This window comes from Aeromonas sp. YN13HZO-058 (assembly GCF_001921245.1).
Classification (GTDB): Bacteria; Pseudomonadota; Gammaproteobacteria; order Enterobacterales; family Aeromonadaceae; genus Aeromonas; species Aeromonas allosaccharophila.
The window spans coordinates 1-17,261 of record NZ_MQSY01000059.1 but is presented as its reverse complement, the minus strand read 5'-3'; the positions used below and the strand labels follow the sequence as shown (position 1 = coordinate 17,261).

The 17,261-nt window shown below is 60.3% G+C and carries 16 protein-coding genes and 1 riboswitch; of the genes, 8 read left to right on the top strand and 8 right to left on the bottom strand.

Annotated elements, in window-relative coordinates:
- The 4 genes from BSP75_RS21585 to BSP75_RS14500 all read right to left on the bottom strand — a co-directional run bounded on the left by BSP75_RS21585 (position 1) and on the right by BSP75_RS14500 (position 2,547).
- A complete protein-coding gene (locus tag BSP75_RS21585) occupies positions 1–153 on the bottom strand; it encodes a hypothetical protein (RefSeq protein ID WP_098972262.1) in 153 nt (50 codons plus the stop codon).
- Positions 154–190: 37 nt separating this feature from the next.
- A complete protein-coding gene (locus tag BSP75_RS14510) occupies positions 191–1,300 on the bottom strand; it encodes an MJ1255/VC2487 family glycosyltransferase (protein WP_075113672.1) in 1,110 nt (369 codons plus the stop codon).
- Positions 1,297–1,800: a phosphatase PAP2 family protein gene (locus tag BSP75_RS14505; RefSeq protein WP_075113671.1), complete on the bottom strand. Its 504-nt coding sequence runs from the start codon at positions 1,798–1,800 to the stop codon at positions 1,297–1,299. The genes BSP75_RS14510 and BSP75_RS14505 overlap by 4 nt, the downstream gene beginning before the upstream one ends.
- A gap of 126 nt (positions 1,801–1,926) precedes the next feature.
- On the bottom strand, positions 1,927–2,547 hold the full coding sequence (locus tag BSP75_RS14500; protein WP_042059830.1) for a TetR/AcrR family transcriptional regulator: 621 nt from the start codon (positions 2,545–2,547) through the stop codon (positions 1,927–1,929).
- A gap of 408 nt (positions 2,548–2,955) precedes the next feature.
- On the opposite strand from BSP75_RS14500, the gene leuA reads away from it, so the two are divergent.
- The 5 genes from leuA to BSP75_RS14475 all read left to right on the top strand — a co-directional run bounded on the left by leuA (position 2,956) and on the right by BSP75_RS14475 (position 8,690).
- Positions 2,956–4,518, top strand: coding sequence for a 2-isopropylmalate synthase (gene leuA, locus BSP75_RS14495; protein WP_075113670.1), 1,563 nt, complete (start codon positions 2,956–2,958; stop codon positions 4,516–4,518).
- Complete coding sequence (leuB, locus tag BSP75_RS14490) at positions 4,515–5,600, top strand: 3-isopropylmalate dehydrogenase (RefSeq protein ID WP_075113669.1); 1,086 nt, start codon at positions 4,515–4,517, stop codon at positions 5,598–5,600. Before leuA ends, leuB begins: the two co-directional genes overlap by 4 nt.
- Positions 5,601–5,633: 33 nt before the next feature.
- Positions 5,634–7,031: a 3-isopropylmalate dehydratase large subunit gene (gene leuC, locus BSP75_RS14485; protein ID WP_075113668.1), complete on the top strand. Its 1,398-nt coding sequence runs from the start codon at positions 5,634–5,636 to the stop codon at positions 7,029–7,031.
- A 12-nt stretch (positions 7,032–7,043) separates the two neighbouring features.
- A complete protein-coding gene (leuD, locus tag BSP75_RS14480) occupies positions 7,044–7,643 on the top strand; it encodes a 3-isopropylmalate dehydratase small subunit (protein ID WP_075113667.1) in 600 nt (199 codons plus the stop codon).
- A 117-nt stretch (positions 7,644–7,760) separates the two neighbouring features.
- Entirely contained in the window at positions 7,761–8,690 is a 930-nt protein-coding gene (locus BSP75_RS14475) for a hypothetical protein (protein ID WP_075113666.1), read from the top strand.
- A 32-nt stretch (positions 8,691–8,722) separates the two neighbouring features.
- Here the strand turns inward: BSP75_RS14475 and BSP75_RS14470 are convergent, their stop codons facing one another.
- Positions 8,723–9,013 carry a PilZ domain-containing protein gene (locus BSP75_RS14470; RefSeq protein ID WP_005339160.1) on the bottom strand — a complete coding sequence of 97 codons (291 nt, stop codon included), beginning with the start codon at positions 9,011–9,013 and terminating at the stop codon, positions 8,723–8,725.
- Between the two features lie 89 nt (positions 9,014–9,102).
- Positions 9,103–9,193, top strand: a riboswitch (TPP riboswitch).
- Positions 9,194–9,253: 60 nt separating this feature from the next.
- Between BSP75_RS14470 and thiB the strand changes: the two genes are divergently transcribed.
- Genes thiB through thiQ form a run of 3 tightly spaced genes read left to right on the top strand, consistent with a single transcriptional unit; the run spans position 9,254 to position 12,532 of the window.
- The gene (gene thiB / locus BSP75_RS14465; RefSeq protein WP_075113665.1) at positions 9,254–10,234 is read left to right on the top strand and encodes a thiamine ABC transporter substrate binding subunit; all 981 of its coding nucleotides are present in this window, start codon (positions 9,254–9,256) and stop codon (positions 10,232–10,234) included.
- Entirely contained in the window at positions 10,231–11,850 is a 1,620-nt protein-coding gene (gene thiP / locus BSP75_RS14460) for a thiamine/thiamine pyrophosphate ABC transporter permease (RefSeq protein ID WP_075113664.1), read from the top strand. The genes thiB and thiP overlap by 4 nt, the downstream gene beginning before the upstream one ends.
- Complete coding sequence (gene thiQ / locus BSP75_RS14455; RefSeq protein ID WP_075113663.1) at positions 11,837–12,532, top strand: thiamine ABC transporter ATP-binding protein; 696 nt, start codon at positions 11,837–11,839, stop codon at positions 12,530–12,532. The genes thiP and thiQ overlap by 14 nt, the downstream gene beginning before the upstream one ends.
- Before the next feature lie 82 nt (positions 12,533–12,614).
- On the opposite strand, the gene BSP75_RS14450 is transcribed toward thiQ, so the two are convergent.
- From BSP75_RS14450 to BSP75_RS14440, 3 genes are all read right to left on the bottom strand, one after another.
- Positions 12,615–13,985 (bottom strand): PhoH family protein, encoded by a 1,371-nt coding sequence (locus tag BSP75_RS14450; RefSeq protein WP_042010873.1) that lies wholly within the window; start codon positions 13,983–13,985, stop codon positions 12,615–12,617.
- A gap of 220 nt (positions 13,986–14,205) precedes the next feature.
- Positions 14,206–14,889 (bottom strand): NrdJb, encoded by a 684-nt coding sequence (locus BSP75_RS14445; RefSeq protein WP_058053024.1) that lies wholly within the window; start codon positions 14,887–14,889, stop codon positions 14,206–14,208.
- 10 nt (positions 14,890–14,899) lie between these two features.
- Positions 14,900–17,047 carry an adenosylcobalamin-dependent ribonucleoside-diphosphate reductase gene (locus BSP75_RS14440; protein WP_075113662.1) on the bottom strand — a complete coding sequence of 716 codons (2,148 nt, stop codon included), beginning with the start codon at positions 17,045–17,047 and terminating at the stop codon, positions 14,900–14,902.
- Positions 17,048–17,261: the final 214 nt, after the last annotated feature.

Below are 17,261 nucleotides of genomic sequence, written 5' to 3'. Positions count from 1 at the left end.
TCAGTTGTCCTGATCCGGCTCCGCCAGCCAGATCTGCTGATCCGGATCGGTCTCTTCACTGACCGAGATGCTGACGCCCATATCGAGCAACTCGTGCAGGGTCAGATTGTCCGCCAGCGTCATGGTTTCGCCATTCTCATTGGTAAAGCGCATTTGCTCCGTCCTCTCCTTGGTGGGATCGCCTTTCAGTCTAGTCAACAACGCTCACTTGCGATAACCAGCAGCTGGATAAACAGTCGCCCCCATCCAGCTCGCTCAGGCGATCACTCACCTCCTCCGGAAACAGGGTGCGCGCCCATAGCCGGCGCGACAGAGAGGCTACGCTCTCGTCAGCGCCCGCCGCCAGCCAGCGGGCCAGCTCCCCCGCTACATCGGGGTAGCAGACCGCCCCCGGCGAGGCGCTGTCGAGCCAGGTGCGCACCAGATTGGCATCCAGCACATCCATCAGGGTCGCCAGCCCCATCATCTCGAGCGTCTTGCCGTTGGTCAGCTGCTCGAACTGACCGCCGAGGGGCTTGACCAACAGCTTCTTGCCGAGGGTGAGCGCCTCGGAGGCCAGCTCGAAACCCGCGTTGGAGATGACGCCGCGACAACCGGCCAGCACAGCGACAAACCCGTGCCGCGACGGCGGCTCGAAGCGCAGGTTGCGCCATTGGCTCGGGGTACGAATGGCGGGGTGAAAGCAGACGAAGCGCTGCTGACCAAAGCGCGACAACAGGGCGGCGATCGCCTCGGTCTGCTCGAACGGCAGATAGACCAGAATCTCGCCGTTATCCGGCGCAGCGGCGATGGGGTCAATCACCGGCGGCAACAAGGGGTGACCAAAGTGAAACCAGTGCAGCCCGAGCAGCTGATCCACAGGAGCAAAGTGGCGCATCAGCTGGCGGCTGACCCCGTCCTCCCCCCAGCGCGGGATGGGCCAGTTGAAGCTGGCCTGATGACTGATGGTGAGGCTCGGCTTGCCATAGCGGCGGGCAGCGTGGGCGGTCAGCGGCTCAAAATCGCTCACCACCAGATCGTATTCGCTGCAATCGAGGGCCCGCAGATCCCGCCAGAAGGTGAGCGGCGAGGCGGCCTGCAGGGTGCGCCACGGCGAGACCCGCCCCTCGTGACTGACAAAAGTGAGGCCAGCAAAGGCGCGGTAGGCACCAAACTCCTCCATGTCGAAGTAGCGCTCGGCAGGACGGCCGCTAAAGAGATAATCCACCTCGACCCCTGCCGTGCGCAGCGCCCGAGCCAGGGTGCGACTGCGACTGATATGACCGTTGCCGGTGCCTTGCACCCCAAACAGTATCCTCATGAGTGGCTCCAGCCGAGCGCCAGCACGGCGCAACCGCCACCCAGCAGGGCTCCGGCCACCAGATCGCTCAGGTAGTGTACCCCGAGTAACAATCGCGATGCCCCCACCAGCGTCGCCCAGCCAAACAGCAGGGGGGCCCAGAGCGGAAAGCCGGTCGCCAGTATGGTGGCCATCAGAAAGGCAGCGGCGGTGTGGCCGGAGGGAAGGCTGTAGCGATCGGAGGGGGTGATAAAGACCGGCAAGCCGATAGGCCGTTGCCGTTTCAGGCTGTTTTTCAGCAGCAGATAGAGGGGCAGCTCGATGGCGAAGGCGAGCAGCGCCAGTCGCACCAGTTCCCGCTCTGCCTCACCCTGCCACCAGAGCAGGGCGGCCAGCACGGCGTACAGCGGGCCATCACCGGTACGGGAAATGAGGCGACTCACCCTCGCCAGCTGCCGGTTGTAGCCGTGCAGCAGGCAGACCCGGCACACCTGCAGGTCCCATTGCTGGATCTTGTTCATATCCCCTCCTTCCCTGAATTCTGCTTGCAGAGTAGGAAAGCGGGATGACGTTACGTTGAACGAGGGATAACAGATTTATGAAAAAAGGGCCGAATGGCCCTTTTTAATCTCGATGTTGCGGCAAAATCAGTGGCTGCCGCGCAGGCCGGTCTCCATCAGACGGCAGTTGTGATCCGCCAGACGGGCCATGAAGTGCTCATCCACTTTCAGGCCAAACACCTGCTCGTAGAGATCTTTCATCACGAACGGCTGCCACATCATGCTGAGGAAAGAGATCTTCAGCATCTCGGGATCCAGGTTGTCACCCAGCTCGCCGTTGGACTTCATGGTTTCCAGCAGGGCATCGAACTGCGGCAGCTGACGTTCCAGCAGGCGGTTCAGCACAAAATCCCGGCCAGGGCTCTTCTCGGTCGACAATGCGCTGGAGATGGCCGAGGTCAGCTCGCTATTGGGCGCCATCACCTGATAGTAGGTGTTGAGCAGCTCGTTGAGGCTGTGATTGCTGTGTTCATCTTGCCAGGCATGGTCGAGGGGCTCGGCGACATCGCCCAGCACCGCTTTGTAAAGACCCTCTTTACTGCCGAAGTAGTAGTGGATCATTGCCAGATTGGAGCCAGCAAGCTCGGCAATTTCGCGTGTAGTCACCTTGCTATAGGGAGTATTGAGAAAACGCTCACGGGCGGCAGCAAGCAACTTGTCACGAATGTCAGAACGTCCGACCGGACGACCAGGTCTACGTTTTTCCATTTAACACCTCAGATAATTCAGCCAATGCTGATAAGTCGATCTGGTTGTGCAGAGAATAGAGCACAGCAGGAATGACCAGATAATCGGTCATGGGCCGAATATGGGACAAGGAAATTTGCAATCCTTTACAATCCGATTAAATACGTCAGCAGATTGCCCCTGACCTTCCGTGTTGACACAGCATAAAAATCTCGATATTGGTAAAAGCGTTATCGACTGGAAGGAATAACAACGTCATGCATATCGCCACCCCGCTACTACTAATCTCCCTAATCGCGTTAACTCGCGCGGGATCCTTGTAGCCGGGCTAAGGCATCGCCGGAATTTACAAAAACCCGTGCACCCTGCACGGGTTTTTTTATGCCGCCGCAGGATGCACGTTACCGAACTTAGGAAGAGGGAAGTCACATGTCAGATCGGGTCATCATATTCGACACCACCTTGCGTGATGGTGAGCAGGCCCTGGCGGCCAGTTTGACAGTCAAGGAGAAGCTGCAGATCGCCCAGGCACTGGAGCGGCTCGGTGTCGACGTCATGGAGGTGGGCTTCCCGGTCTCCTCTCCCGGCGATTTTCAATCGGTGCAGACCATAGCACGCCACATCAAAAACAGCCGGGTCTGCGCCCTCGCCCGCGCCCTGCCCAAGGATATCGACGCTGCCGGTGAAGCCTTGCGGGTCGCCGATGCGTTTCGCATCCACACCTTTATCTCCACCTCCTCCATCCATGTGGAGAGCAAGCTGAAAAAGAGCTTCGAGGATGTGCTGGAGATGGGGGTCGGCGCCATCAAGCACGCCCTGCGCTACACCGACGATGTGGAGTTCTCCTGCGAGGATGCAGGCCGCACGCCGATTGATAATCTCTGCCGCATGGTAGAAGCCGCCATCAAGGCGGGGGCCCGCACCATCAATATCCCCGATACCGTGGGCTACACGGTACCGACCGAGTTCTCCGGCATCATCCACACCCTGTTCAACCGGGTCCCCAACATCGACAAGGCCATCATCTCGGTCCACTGCCACGACGATCTGGGGCTCTCGGTGGCCAACTCCATCGGCGCGGTGCAGATGGGAGCCCGCCAGATCGAGTGCACCATCAACGGCATCGGTGAACGGGCGGGCAACTGCTCGCTGGAAGAGGTGGCGATGATCCTGAAGACCCGCGCCGACCTGCTCGGGGTGCAAACCAATATCCGTCACAACGAAATTCATCGCACCAGCACCCTGGTCAGCCAGCTCTGCAACATGCCGGTGCAGCCCAACAAGGCGATCGTCGGGGCCAACGCCTTCTCCCACAGCTCCGGCATCCATCAGGATGGGGTGCTCAAGGCGAAAAATACCTACGAAATCATCACTCCCGAGAGCATTGGTCTGACCCAGAACAACCTCAACATGACCTCCCGCTCCGGCCGCCACGTCATCAAGCACCGGATGGAGTCCATGGGCTACGCCGAGAGCAGCTACGACCTCGACCACCTCTACGGCAAGTTCCTGACCCTGGCCGACAAGAAGGGACAGGTGTTCGACTACGACCTCGAAGCGCTGGCCTTCTTCAGCCAGATCCACGAAGAGCCGGAGCACTTCAAGCTGGAGTACCTCGGGGTGCAGAGCGGTAGCTCGGTGCTGGCCACCGCCTCGGTCAAATTGAAAGTGGGGCAGGATCTGATCTGCGAAGCGGCTACCGGCAACGGCCCGGTGGATGCGGTCTACCAGTGCATCAACCGCATTACCGGTTATGAGATCCGCATCGACAAATATGCCCTCAAGAGCAAGGGCGAGGGGGAAGATGCCCTCGGTCAGGTCGATATCGTCGCCGAATACAAGGGGCGCAAATTCCACGGCATGGGACTGGCCACCGACATCATCGAATCCTCGGCCCACGCCCTGCTCCATGTGATCAACAGCATCTGGCGCGCCGATCAGGTCGCCGAACAGATGGAACGAAATAACACTATCAAGACGGAGACAGTATGAGCAGTTATCGGATCGCAGTATTACCGGGTGACGGCATTGGCCCGGAAGTGATGGCCGAGGCCGTCAAGGTGCTGGAAAAGGTGCAGGCCAAGTTCGGTTTCGCCCTCGAGTATGATCGCCATGACGTGGGCGGCATCGCCATCGACAACCACGGCACCCCGCTGCCCCAGAGCACCATTGCAGGCTGCGAGGCGGCCGATGCCGTGCTGTTTGGCTCGGTCGGCGGCCCGAAGTGGGAACATCTGCCGCCCAACGATCAGCCGGAGCGTGGAGCCTTGCTGCCCCTGCGCGCTCACTTCAAACTGTTCTGCAACCTGCGCCCTGCCCGTATCTACACCGGTCTGGAGCAGTTCTCCCCGCTGCGCGCCGACATCTCCGATCGCGGTTTTGACATCGCCTGCGTGCGCGAGCTGACCGGCGGCATCTACTTCGGCCAGCCCAAAGGGCGCGAGGGAGAAGGGGCGAACGAGAAGGCATTCGACACCGAGGTGTACCATCGCTTCGAGATCGAACGCATCGCCAAGATCGCCTTCGAATCGGCTCGTGTTCGCCGTGGCAAGGTCACCTCCATCGACAAGGCCAACGTGCTCGCCTCCTCCATCCTGTGGCGTGAGGTGGTGACTCAAGTAGCCAAGGATTATCCCGATGTCGAACTGAACCATATGTATATCGACAACGCCACCATGCAGCTCATCAAGGATCCGTCCCAGTTCGATGTGCTGCTCTGCTCCAACCTGTTCGGCGACATCCTCTCCGACGAGTGCGCCATGATCACCGGCTCCATGGGGCTGCTCCCCTCCGCCAGCCTCAACGAATCGGGTTTCGGCCTGTTCGAACCGGCCGGTGGCTCAGCTCCCGATATCGCAGGCAAAGGGATCGCCAACCCCATCGCCCAGATCCTCTCCGCCGCCCTGATGCTGCGTTACAGCCTGGGCCAAGAGTCTGCCGCCCAGGCCATCGAGCAGGCCGTGGCCCAGACCCTGGCCGAGGGTTACTTCACCGCCGACCTGCATCAGGCCAGCGCCCGCCATCCGGTGCAGAGCACGTCCGAGATGGGCAGCCAGATCGCCGCCCGGATCTGAGCTGAAGAACAGATAACAAGGAAGAGAGAAGCAATGGCCAAGACCCTCTATCAGAAAGTATTCGACGCCCACGTGGTACGGGAAGTGGAAGGGGAAACGCCCCTCATCTACATCGACCGCCACCTGGTGCATGAAGTGACCAGCCCGCAGGCATTTGACGGCCTGCGCGCCATGAACCGCCAGCTGCGCCGCCCGGATCTGACCTGGGCCACCATGGATCACAACGTCTCCACCACCACCAAGGACATCGCTGCCTCCGGCGAGATGGCCCGCATCCAGATGGAGACGCTGGCCGACAACTGCAAAGAGTTCGGGGTTCGCCTCTACGATCTCAACCACAAATATCAGGGGATCGTCCATGTGATGGGCCCCGAGCTCGGTATCACATTGCCCGGAACCACCATCGTCTGTGGCGACTCCCACACCGCCACCCACGGTGCCTTCGGTTCACTGGCGTTCGGCATCGGCACTTCCGAGGTGGAACATGTTATGGCCACCCAGACCCTGAAACAGGGCCGTGCCAAGACCATGCGGATTTCGGTCAACGGCAAGCTGGCCGAGGGGATCAGCGCCAAGGATGTAGTGCTGGCTATCATCGGTAAAGTTGGCCACGCTGGCGGTACCGGCTACGTGGTGGAGTTCGCTGGCGAAGCCATCGAAGGGCTCACCATGGAAGGGCGGATGACGGTGTGCAACATGGCCATCGAGCTCGGCGCCAAGGCCGGCATGATCGCCCCCGACCAGACCACCATCGACTACATTCGTGGCAAGGAGTTTGCCCCCAAGGGCGAGGTACTGGAGCAGGCTATCGCCTACTGGCAGAGCCTCAAGAGCGACGCCGATGCCAAGTTTGATGCTGAAGTGGCGCTGGACGCCGCCGACATCGCCCCGCAGGTCACCTGGGGTACCAATCCGGGGCAGGTGATTGCCGTTAATGAACCCATTCCGGCACCGGAATCCTTTAGCGATCTGATGGAGCAGCAGTCCGCCCGCAAGGCGCTCGCCTACATGGACTTGCAACCGGGCCAGAAGCTCTCCGACGTCGCCATCGACAAGGTGTTCATCGGGTCGTGCACCAACAGCCGCATCGAGGATCTGCGCGCCGCAGCCGCCATCGCCCGCGGTCGCAAGGTCGCTGCTGGCGTACAGGCGCTGGTGGTGCCGGGCTCCGAGCAGGTGAAGGCACAGGCCGAAGCCGAGGGTCTGGACAAGATCTTCATCGAGGCTGGTTTTGAGTGGCGCCTGCCCGGCTGCTCCATGTGTCTGGCCATGAACAACGACCGGCTGCAACCGGGAGAGCGCTGCGCCTCCACCAGCAACCGCAACTTCGAAGGGCGTCAGGGCCGCGCCGGCCGCACTCACCTGGTGAGCCCGGCCATGGCCGCCGCCGCTGCCGTCACCGGCCGCTTCGCCGACATTCGCGTACTGTAAGAGGACATTACGATGACAGGATTCAAACAGCATAAAGGGATCGTCGTCCCCCTCGACAGCGCCAACGTCGACACCGACGCCATCATTCCCAAACAGTTTTTACAAAAAGTAAACCGCATCGGTTTTGGCAAGCACCTGTTCCACGACTGGCGCTTCCTCGACGATGCCGGCGAGCAGCCCAACCCCGAGTTCGTGCTCAACCAACCGCAATTCGCCGGAGCCAGCATTCTGCTGGCCCGCGAGAACTTCGGCTGCGGGTCGAGCCGCGAGCACGCCCCCTGGGCGCTGGCCGACTACGGCTTCAAGACCATCATAGCGCCGAGCTTTGCCGACATTTTCTACGGCAACGCCATCAACAACGGCATGGTACCGGTGCGCCTGAAGGAGGAGGAGGTTGACGCCCTGTTCCAGCTGGTGGCAGCCAAACCGGGCATCCAGATTGAAGTGGATCTGGAAGCCAATCAGGTGCGCGCAGGTAGCCTCAGCTTCGGTTTCGAGATCGACGAGTTCCGCCGTTACTGCCTGCTCAACGGCTTGGATGCCATCGGTCTGACCCTGCAGCACGAGGCCGCCATCAGCGCCTTTGAGGCGAAGCAGCCGAGCTGGATTTAACGCGCCAGTTGCAAAAAAACGAGTAGAATCAACAGGGAGCTTCGGCTCCCTGTTTTACTGTCTGCTACGCTTCCCACTTTGGGCCACCGGAACTGGCCCGTGCCACAGGAAAGGATGATGAAGAGACCGACGGCAATTCCTCTGCTCTGTGCCCTGCTGCTTGCCCTGCCTGCGGGGGCCAGCCAAACCAGCTTCAACAACAGCCTCGGCCAGATCAGCGTCGGCTGGCAGGATAGCGAAGGCAAACCCCAGCAGCTCACCTACCGGCTCGAACAGGGCAAGTTGCCGCCCCTTATCGCCTATCGCCCGGCGAGAATGCAGGAGGAGGTGTTGCAGGTGTTACTGCGGGAGGTGCGCCAGAACTACCCCGAGGTGCAGTTCACCCTCGCCCGTCCCTCGCTGGAGCTGCATCTGAAAAGCCGCAATCAGGACAAGGCGCGCGAGGCGATGGCCTTTCTGCAGTCCCAGCGGAGCAAAGAGGAGCAGGCGTGGCTGACCAAACACTACTTCCAGTACTTCAACACCCCCGACGGGCAGCTGGCGGTGAAGCAGGATCATGTGCGCATAGCGCTGGAGAGTCGCAGCGGGCTGGCTCCACTGGCGGATCAACTCAAACAGCAGGGCAGTACCGAAACAGAAGCGCGCCAGAAAACCGTGGCCCATATGCTCACCTTTATCCAGAGCATCCCCTATCAGCAGCTCGACAGCCTGAACGGCAGGCAGGGCAAGGGCTTTCTCCCGCCCCGTCAGGTATTGGAGCAGAACCGGGGCGACTGCGACAGCAAGGTAACCCTGATGGCCGCCCTGCTGGCCCAGCTCTTTCCCGAGCTGAAACAGGCCATGGTGTTCATCCCCGGCCATGCGCTGCTGGCCGTTGACCTGCCCGCCAAGCCGGGGGATGTGACTCTCAACTGGCAGGGGCAGAACTACCTGCTGCTCGAACCCACCGGCCCCGCCACCTTGCCTGCTGGCCAAATAGCATCGACCAGCAAAACGCTGGTCGATAGCAAGCAGTTGAGTGTGCAACCGGTTCAGGAAAAAGGGTAATCCCCTCCCTCTGCCGATAGGAAGAGAAAGGATTAACCCTGAGGCAGAAACTCTACCGCCAGCAGCAACCCGCTCTCCTCCTCCAGCACCCGGATAATACGGGCATGGGCTTCAAAGGGAGGCAACAGGTTGTTGTTGGTGGCAAGACTGATCCGGATGGGCTGATTGATGTCGAGCTGGTGTTCAGAGACCGCAATCCCCATGCCGTTGGCACTGAGATCCCGGCAGATCCCCTCCAGCACCAGCTGCTGCTGATAGACGGTGACCGGAGCATTGATGACCATGCGCGCAAAGGCACGCCTTTCCTTGGTATTGGTAAGCACGCGAACATCCTCTGTTGGGTGGGCGTCATCTCATGGGTATTGCACAATTGTGCTGGTCTACCCAAAAGAACGTTAATACAATGCGATTCGTTTCTCAAACGGGGTGCGGTTTACCGCTGAGATTATACCCGTGTACCTGATCCAGATAATGCTGGCGGAGGAATTTGAGGCATGGCGCTCATTTTTTGCGCCCTCACCCGCTGGCACCTCGTTATTAACAAGTAATAGGGAGTGCCACCCATGAAGACCCTGCTGCTGGTCACCACCGGCCTGCTGTCGGCCAATGTGTTCGCCGCCGACACCCTCACCGTCTACACCTACAGCTCCTTCACTGCCGAGTGGGGTCCGGGGCCCAAGATCAAACAAGCCTTCGAGAAAGAGTGCGGCTGCACCCTCAATCTGGTTCCCCTCGAAGATGGCGTGGCCATCCTCAACCGGCTGCGACTGGAGGGCAACCACAGCAAAGCTGATCTGGTGCTGGGGCTCGACGATGCCCTCATCAGTGAAGCCAAGCAGAGCGGCCTGTTCGCCCCCCATCCCGCCAAGCTCAACGGCATCAAGGTGCCGGGTGGCTGGCAGGACGACACCTTTGTCCCCTACGACTATGGCTACTTCGCCTTTGTCTATGACAAGGACAAACTCAAGCAGCCACCCAAGAGCCTGAAAGAGCTGGTGGAGCGCCCCGACCTCAAGGTGATCTATCAGGATCCCCGCACCTCCACCCCGGGACAGGGGCTGATGCTGTGGATGAAGTCTGTCTACGGCGACAAGGCGCCTGCCGCCTGGGCCGAGCTGGCCAAGAAGACGGTCACCGTCACCAAAGGGTGGTCAGAGGCCTATGGCATGTTCCTCGATGGCGAAGCGGACATGGTGCTCTCCTACACCACCTCTCCGGCCTATCACCTGATTGCCGAGAACAAGCCCCAGTATCAGGCGGCGGCGTTTGAGGAGGGGCACTACCGTCAGGTGGAAGTGGCCGCCAAACTGAAGAGCGCCAAACAGGAGAAGCTGGCTGAGCAGTTCCTGCAATTTATGGTGAGCCCCGCCTTCCAGCAGGAAATCCCGACCGGTAACTGGATGTATCCGGTGATCGACACGCCGCTGCCCAAGGGCTTCGAGCAGATGATCACTGTAGCCAAGCCGCTCGCCTTCAGCAGCGATGAGGTCGCCGCCAATCGCAAAGGGTGGATCCGCGAGTGGCTGCAAGCCGTCACCCAGTGAGCCGTTATCTGAAACCACAGGCTCGTCCCCTCTGGTGGCTGCCGGGCAGTGCAGCCACCCTGTTGATCCTGCTGTTATCTCTCGGGCCGCTGGCGGCCCTGTTGTGGCAGGCCGGTGCGCTGGCACCCCGCACCCTGCTCGCAGATCCTTATCTGCGCCATGTGCTGGGGTTCAGTCTGGGGCAGGCACTGCTCTCCACCCTGCTGAGCCTGGGGCTGGCCATTCCGGTGGCCCGCGCGCTGGCGCGGCGCCGTTTCGTTGGCCGCACCCTGCTGATCAAGCTGTTCGGCCTCTCGCTGGTGCTGCCGGTCATCATCGCCATCTTCGGCATCGTGGCGGTACACGGCAAACAGGGGTGGCTGCCGCAACTGCTGCGCTCACTGGGGCAGGATCCCGGCAACTACCTCTACGGCCTGTTTGGCATCCTGCTGGCCCACGTCTTCTTCAACATGCCACTGGCGGCACGGCTGATGCTGCAGAGCATAGATAGTATCCCCGAATCGAGCTGGCGCCTCGCCAGCCAGCTCGGCATGCGATCAAACCACATCTTCCGGCTGCTGGAGTGGCCGCTTATTCGCGGCATATTGCCGGGACTTGCCAGCCTCATCTTCATGCTCTGCTTTACCAGCTTCACCACAGTGCTGGCGCTGGGAGGCGGGCCGAAATCCACCACGCTGGAGGTGGCCGTCTATCAGGCGCTACGCTTTGACTTCGATCTCGCCACCGCAGGCGGACTGGCGCTGGTGCAACTTATCCTGACCGCAGCCCTACTCGCCCTGCAACACAAGCTGCAGAGTACGCCGGCCAGCAGGGTGACTCCACGTCGCCCCTGCCTGCGGCCGGATCGCCATCAGCCGGGCACGGCCGTGGTGGATGCGCTCTCGCTCTGCATCGGGCTCGCCATCTTTTTGCCGCCACTGCTGGCTATCGTGGTGGCTGGCCTTCACCCCGGCCTGCTGACGGCGCTCACCTCCAGCAAGCTGTGGCAGGCGAGCGGCCAGTCCCTGCTGATTGCACTGGCGGCAGGCACCCTGGCGACCCTGCTCGGCAGCGGCCTGCTGCTGACCAGCCGTCACCTCAAGGTGCGCACCCGCCAGCGGCGGGCTGCCGCCATGTGGGAGGCCAGCGGCTCGATGATCCTGATGATCCCGGCGGTGGTGCTCTCCACCGGCCTCTTTATCCTGTTTATGCCGTTCACCGATGTTTTTGCCCTTGGCCCCTGGCTGGTAGTACTGGTCAACGCCCTGATGGCACTGCCCTATGTGCTGCGCACCCTCTCCGCCCCCATGCAACTGGTGGTGCGCCAATACGACCGGCTGGCAGACAGTCTGGGGGTGCGCGGCCTGCATCGCCTGCGACTGGTGGAGTGGCCGCTGCTGCGCCGCCCGCTGGCACTGGCGATGGCGCTGTCGATGATCCTCTCGCTGGGGGATCTCGGCGCCATCGCCATGTTTGGCAGTCAGGAGCTCACCACCCTGCCCTGGCTGCTCTACCAGCAGCTCGGCAGCTACCGACTGACCGAGGCAGCCGCCACCGCCCTGCTACTGCTGACACTCTGTTTCTCCCTGTTCTGGCTGGTGGAACGGGGGCTTGGAGGAAAACATGCTGAACATTGATACGCTGGTGACCAGCTACCCCGACTGGCGCGTCAGCTTCAGCGCGAAGCTGCCCAAGGGGGAGATCACCGCACTGATTGGCCCAAGCGGCGCAGGCAAATCGACCCTGCTCGGGATGATCGCCGGCTTCGTGCCGGTGGAATCGGGCCGCCTCAGCTTCGATGGCGAAGATCTGCTGCCGCTGGGCCCGGCCGAGCGACCGGTCACCACCCTGTTTCAGGATCACAACCTGTTCCTCCACCTGTCGGTGTTCGACAACATCGCCATCGGTCTACACCCTGGCCTGCACCTGAGCGCCGCACAGCGGGCACAGGTGATCGATGCAGCCACGCGAGTCGGTCTTGGCGAGATGCTAAGCCGCCTGCCGGAGCAGCTCTCCGGCGGCCAGCAGCAGCGAGTTGGGCTGGCCCGGGCGCTGGTGCGTGGAAAACCGCTGCTACTGCTGGATGAACCCTTCTCGGCCCTTGATCCCGCCCTGCGTCGGGAGATGCTGGCCGAAGTGGCCCGCCTCGCCTGCGAACAGGGCATCACCGTGTTGATGATTTCCCACAATCCGGAAGATGCCCAGCTCATCGCCGATCAGGTGCTGTTCGTCGACGAGGGGCGCATCGCCCTGCAGGGCAAACCCGACATCCTGCAACACAGCAACCACCCGGGGCTGCTGCGCTACCTTGGACAGTGACCCAAGGACACTGAACTGGTGACGGGATCAAAAAAGGGAAGCCAAGTGGCTTCCCTTTTTCATATGAAGATAGTCAGCTAAATCAGAGATTTTCCTCGGCGAACGAAGCCAGTCGGCTGCGTACCACGCCGTTGAGGAAGATGTTGGCACTGCCGTCGAAATCCTTGAAACGCTCGACGATGTAGGTGAGACCCGAGGTCACCGGGCTCAGGTAGTTGGAGTCGATCTGTGCCAGGTTACCGGAGCAGACGATCTTGGTACCCTCGCCGCAGCGGGTGATGATGGTCTTGATCTGGGAGGCTGTCAGGTTCTGGCACTCATCCAGCAGCACGAAGGTGTTCTGGATGCTGCGCCCGCGCATGAAGTTGACCGACTTGAACTGGATGTTGGCCTTCTCCATGATGTAGCTGAGCGAGCCGCTCATGTTCTCGTCCTGCTTGTGCAGCACCTCCAGGGTGTCGGTCACCGCCGCCAGCCAGGGCATCATCTTCTCCTCTTCGGTGCCGGGCAGGAAACCGATGCTCTCGGCAATTTCCGGGGTATTCCGGGTGACAATGACCTTCTCGTAGATCCCCTTCTCAATCACCAGCTCCAGCGCAGCAGCCATGGCCAGCAAGGTCTTGCCGCAACCGGCCGGGCCGGTCAGGATCACCAGATCGATGTGCGGATCCAGCAGTGCATCCAGCGCCATCCCCTGATAGACGTTCTTGGGATGCACACCCCACGCCTTACGGGACATCAGTCGCTCGCGCCCCAGATCCTTGATGCGGATCTTGTTGCCATCATGGCTGAGCACCCGGGCGGCGAAGAAGTTCTCCTCGTCGATCAGGTACTGGTTAACGTGAACGCCTTCCAGCAGATTGGCATCGATCACATGGATGGTGTCGCGGCCATGGGTCTCGCTCTCGCACTCGCCAACCCGCTCCCAAAAGCTGCCGGGCACAACCTGAAAGCCTTTAGCCAGCAGGCGGATATCGTCGATCAGCTGGTCGCTACGGTAATCTTCAACGTGAGCAAGCCCGGCCCCCTTGGCCTTGAGGCGCATGTTGATGTCTTTGGTGACCAGCACCACCTGACGCTTCAACTCGTGCTTTTGCAGATAGAGGGCCGCGTTGATGATGCGGTTGTCGGCCTCCTTGTCGGTAAACACCTCGGCATCCTGCGGCAGATGGTGATCGCTGAAGATGCAGATATTGCCGCTCGCTTCGCCAGCCAGCGGCACGCCTTGGGTGATCTGATCCGGGGTTGCATCACGGAACACATCTTCCAGCGCACGAATGGCCACCCGCGCGTCGCGGCTGACATCCTTGTTGCGATCCTTGATGTTATCGAGCTCTTCCAGCACCGTCATGGGGATGAGCACGTCGTGCTCTTTGAAGGAGTAGATAGCGAGGGGTTCGTGAAGCAGAACGTTGGTATCCAGGATAAACAGCTTTCGGTCCGTATTGTCCATAAGCATCCTCCTTGGCACTGAAGGGCCACGTGTGTGAATCTCAGATGTCATTGAAACCACACGGCCGTGACAGTTTTATTACCTTCAACGCTACGCCCGATTTTACTATCGCGCAACAAATCACTTGGCCGCCTGATTTGATTGCGCATAAAAACAGCAATGCAAAGACCGGCACTGTGGCCGGTCTTTTCTCTATCGTTCAACTACTTGGGCATGTCTGTCAGCCGCACTTGGAGTCGCCACAGTTGAGGCAGGTCATGCAGCCATCCTTCAGCACCAGCGCCTTGGTATGGCACTTGTAGCAGAGCGCGGCATTGGCCGGAAAACCACTGTTCGCCTGCTGCTCTTCGGCGTCCTGAGCCGCCTTCAGCTCGGCCTGCTTCTCGGCCAGGAACGCCTGCTGATGCTCGTCCAGTCCGGTTGCCTTGAGCATGCCAATCTCGGTGAGATGGCTCTCGATCACGTTGCCAATTTCGGCGATCAGCGACGGCACATACTTGCCCTTGTTCCAGTAGCCGCCCTTGGGATCAAACACCGAGCGCAGCTCCTCCACCAGGAAGGTGACATCCCCACCCTTGCGGAATACGGCAGAGATGATGCGGGTCAGCGCCACGATCCACTGGTAGTGCTCCAGGCTCTTGGAGTTGATGAAGATCTCGAACGGACGGCGGGTTTCATGAACCGTGCCCTCGTTGAGAATGATGTCGTTGATGGTGATAAACAGCGAGTGCTCGGAGACATGCTCCGGCGTCTTCAGCTTGTAGGTAGTGCCCATCAGTCGCTCCGGGCGCAGCACGGTTTCGTGCATGTGCACCACGTCATCCTGCGCAGAGAGATCTTCTTGCGGCTCATCCTTGGTACGCACCTTGTAGGCGACGATTTTCTTGTCGATCTTCTTGACCATAATGTCGTTCTCAGAATTTACCGTAATAGCCTTCTTTCAAGGCGTCGTAGAGGTTGGCGGCAGTGTGCAGCTCGCCATCGTATTCGATCTCTTCGTTCCCCTTGACGGAGATGACTGAGCCATCTTCCAGAGTGAACTCATAGAGGGTGTTCTCCAGATCCTTCTCCTTCACCAGAACGCCCTGGAAGGCCTCCGGATTGAAGCGGAAGGTGGTGCACCCCTTGAGGCCGGAGTCCGAGGCATACATGTAGATGTCCTTGAACTGCTCGAACGGGAAATCGGTCGGCACGTTGGCGGTCTTGGAGATGGAGGAGTCAATCCAGCGTTGGGCCGCCGCCTGTATGTCCACGTGCTGGGCCGGGCTGATGTCATCGGCAGTAATGAAATAGTCCGGCAGACGGCTCGCCTCCTCTTCGCTGTAAGGCATGGCGGCCGGATTCACCAGCTCGCGGTAGGCCAGCAGCTCGAAGGAGTAGACATCCACACTCTCTTTGCTCTTCTTGCCCGGCTTGATGACATTGCGGCTGTAGTGGTGAGCAAAGCTCGGCTCAATACCGTTGCTGGCGTTGTTGGCCAGTGACAGCGAAATGGTGCCGGTGGGTGCAATGCTGCTGTGGTGGGTGAAACGCCCGCCCACTTCCGCCAGCTCGGCGACCAGCGCAGGATCCACCTCGGCAACCTGCTGCATATAGCGGCTATAGCGCGCGTGCAGCACCTTGCCCTTCAACTTGTCACCCACCTTGATGCCATCAGCTGCCATTTCCGGGCGCAGACGCAGCATCTTGCCGGTCACTTCGAACTCCTGCTCCATGATGGGCGCCGGGCCCTTCTCCCTTGCCAGACGCAGGGATTCCTGCCAGCCGGTCATCGCCAGCTCCTGGGATACCTGCTCGGTAAAGGCCACGGATGCAGCGGAGCCGTACTTGATCTGCAGCATGGTGAGGGTCGAACCAAGCCCCAGGAAACCCATGCCGTGACGGCGCTTGTTAATTATCTCCTCGCGCTGCTTGGCCAGCGGCAGCTGGTTGATCTCCACTACGTTGTCGAGCATGCGGGTGAAGATGGCCACCACCTTGCGAAACGCCTGCCAATCGAACGCCGCGTTTTCGGTAAAAGGGTCGCGTACAAACTTGGTCAGATTGACCGAGCCAAGCAGACAGGCACCGTAAGGTGGCAACGGCTGCTCGCCACAGGGGTTGGTCGCGCGGATCTCTTCACAGAACCAGTTGTTGTTCATCTGGTTGACCTTGTCGATCAGGATGAAGCCGGGCTCGGCATAGTCATAGGTGGAGGTCATGATGACATTCCACAGCTTGCGGGCTGGCATGGTTTTGTAGACCTTGCAGGCAACCTGCCCCAGCTCGTTAAAGACAACGCCCTCTTTGTTGGGCCAGTCGGCCCAGAGCACCTGAGCAGGATCATCTAGCGCAATGCCATCCTGCTCCACCTCTTTGGCGGTGTAGGGGAAGATCAGCGACCAGGGCGCATCCTCTTTCACCGCCTTGACGAAATCCTCGGTGATGAGCAGGGAGAGATTGAACTGACGCAAGCGGCCATCTTCCCGCTTGGCCTGGATGAATTCGATCACATCGGGGTGACGGATATCCATGGTGCCCATCTGGGCGCCGCGCCGACCGCCAGCTGACGAGACGGTGAAACACATCTTGTCGTAGATATCCATGAAGGAGAGCGGGCCCGAGGTATAGGCACCGGCACCCGAGACGAAGGCGCCGCGCGGACGCAGGGTCGAGAAATCATAACCAATGCCGCAGCCCGCCTTCAGGGTCAGGCCCGCCTCGTGCACCTTGCCGAGAATATCGTCCATCGAATCTTCGATGGTACCGGAGACGGTACAGTTGATGGTTGAAGTGGCCGGCTTGTGCTCGAAGGCACCCGCGTTGGAGGTGATACGCCCCGCCGGAATGGCGCCGTTGCGCAGCGCCCACAAGAAGGGCTCATACCAGGCATCAGGCTCCAACTCCTGCTCGGCCAGGGCGCGGGCAACCCGCTGGTAGGTCTCGTCGATAGAGCCATCTATGGGGGCCCCATCCTTGCTCTTGAGACGATACTTGCTGTCCCAGATCTCGAGGGACGTTTCCTGCAGGGGGATGAGGCGGGAGCCGAGTTCACTCTCCAGCACCGGGTTGGATTTAGCCATTTTCAATCAACCTTATGTGAATGCATCAACGTCATGACAGCGACAAAAACACAATCAATAGTGCCATCTAAAATAAATAGCACAACATATAGTACATCTGATGCCATGAGGGCGGCGATTCTAACCTAAAAAAATGGCTATGTCCCAATTACGTGTTGCATGGGGCGCCCCAGCGCCTCATGCAAACACGCTTTGATATTCACGCCCCTCCCGT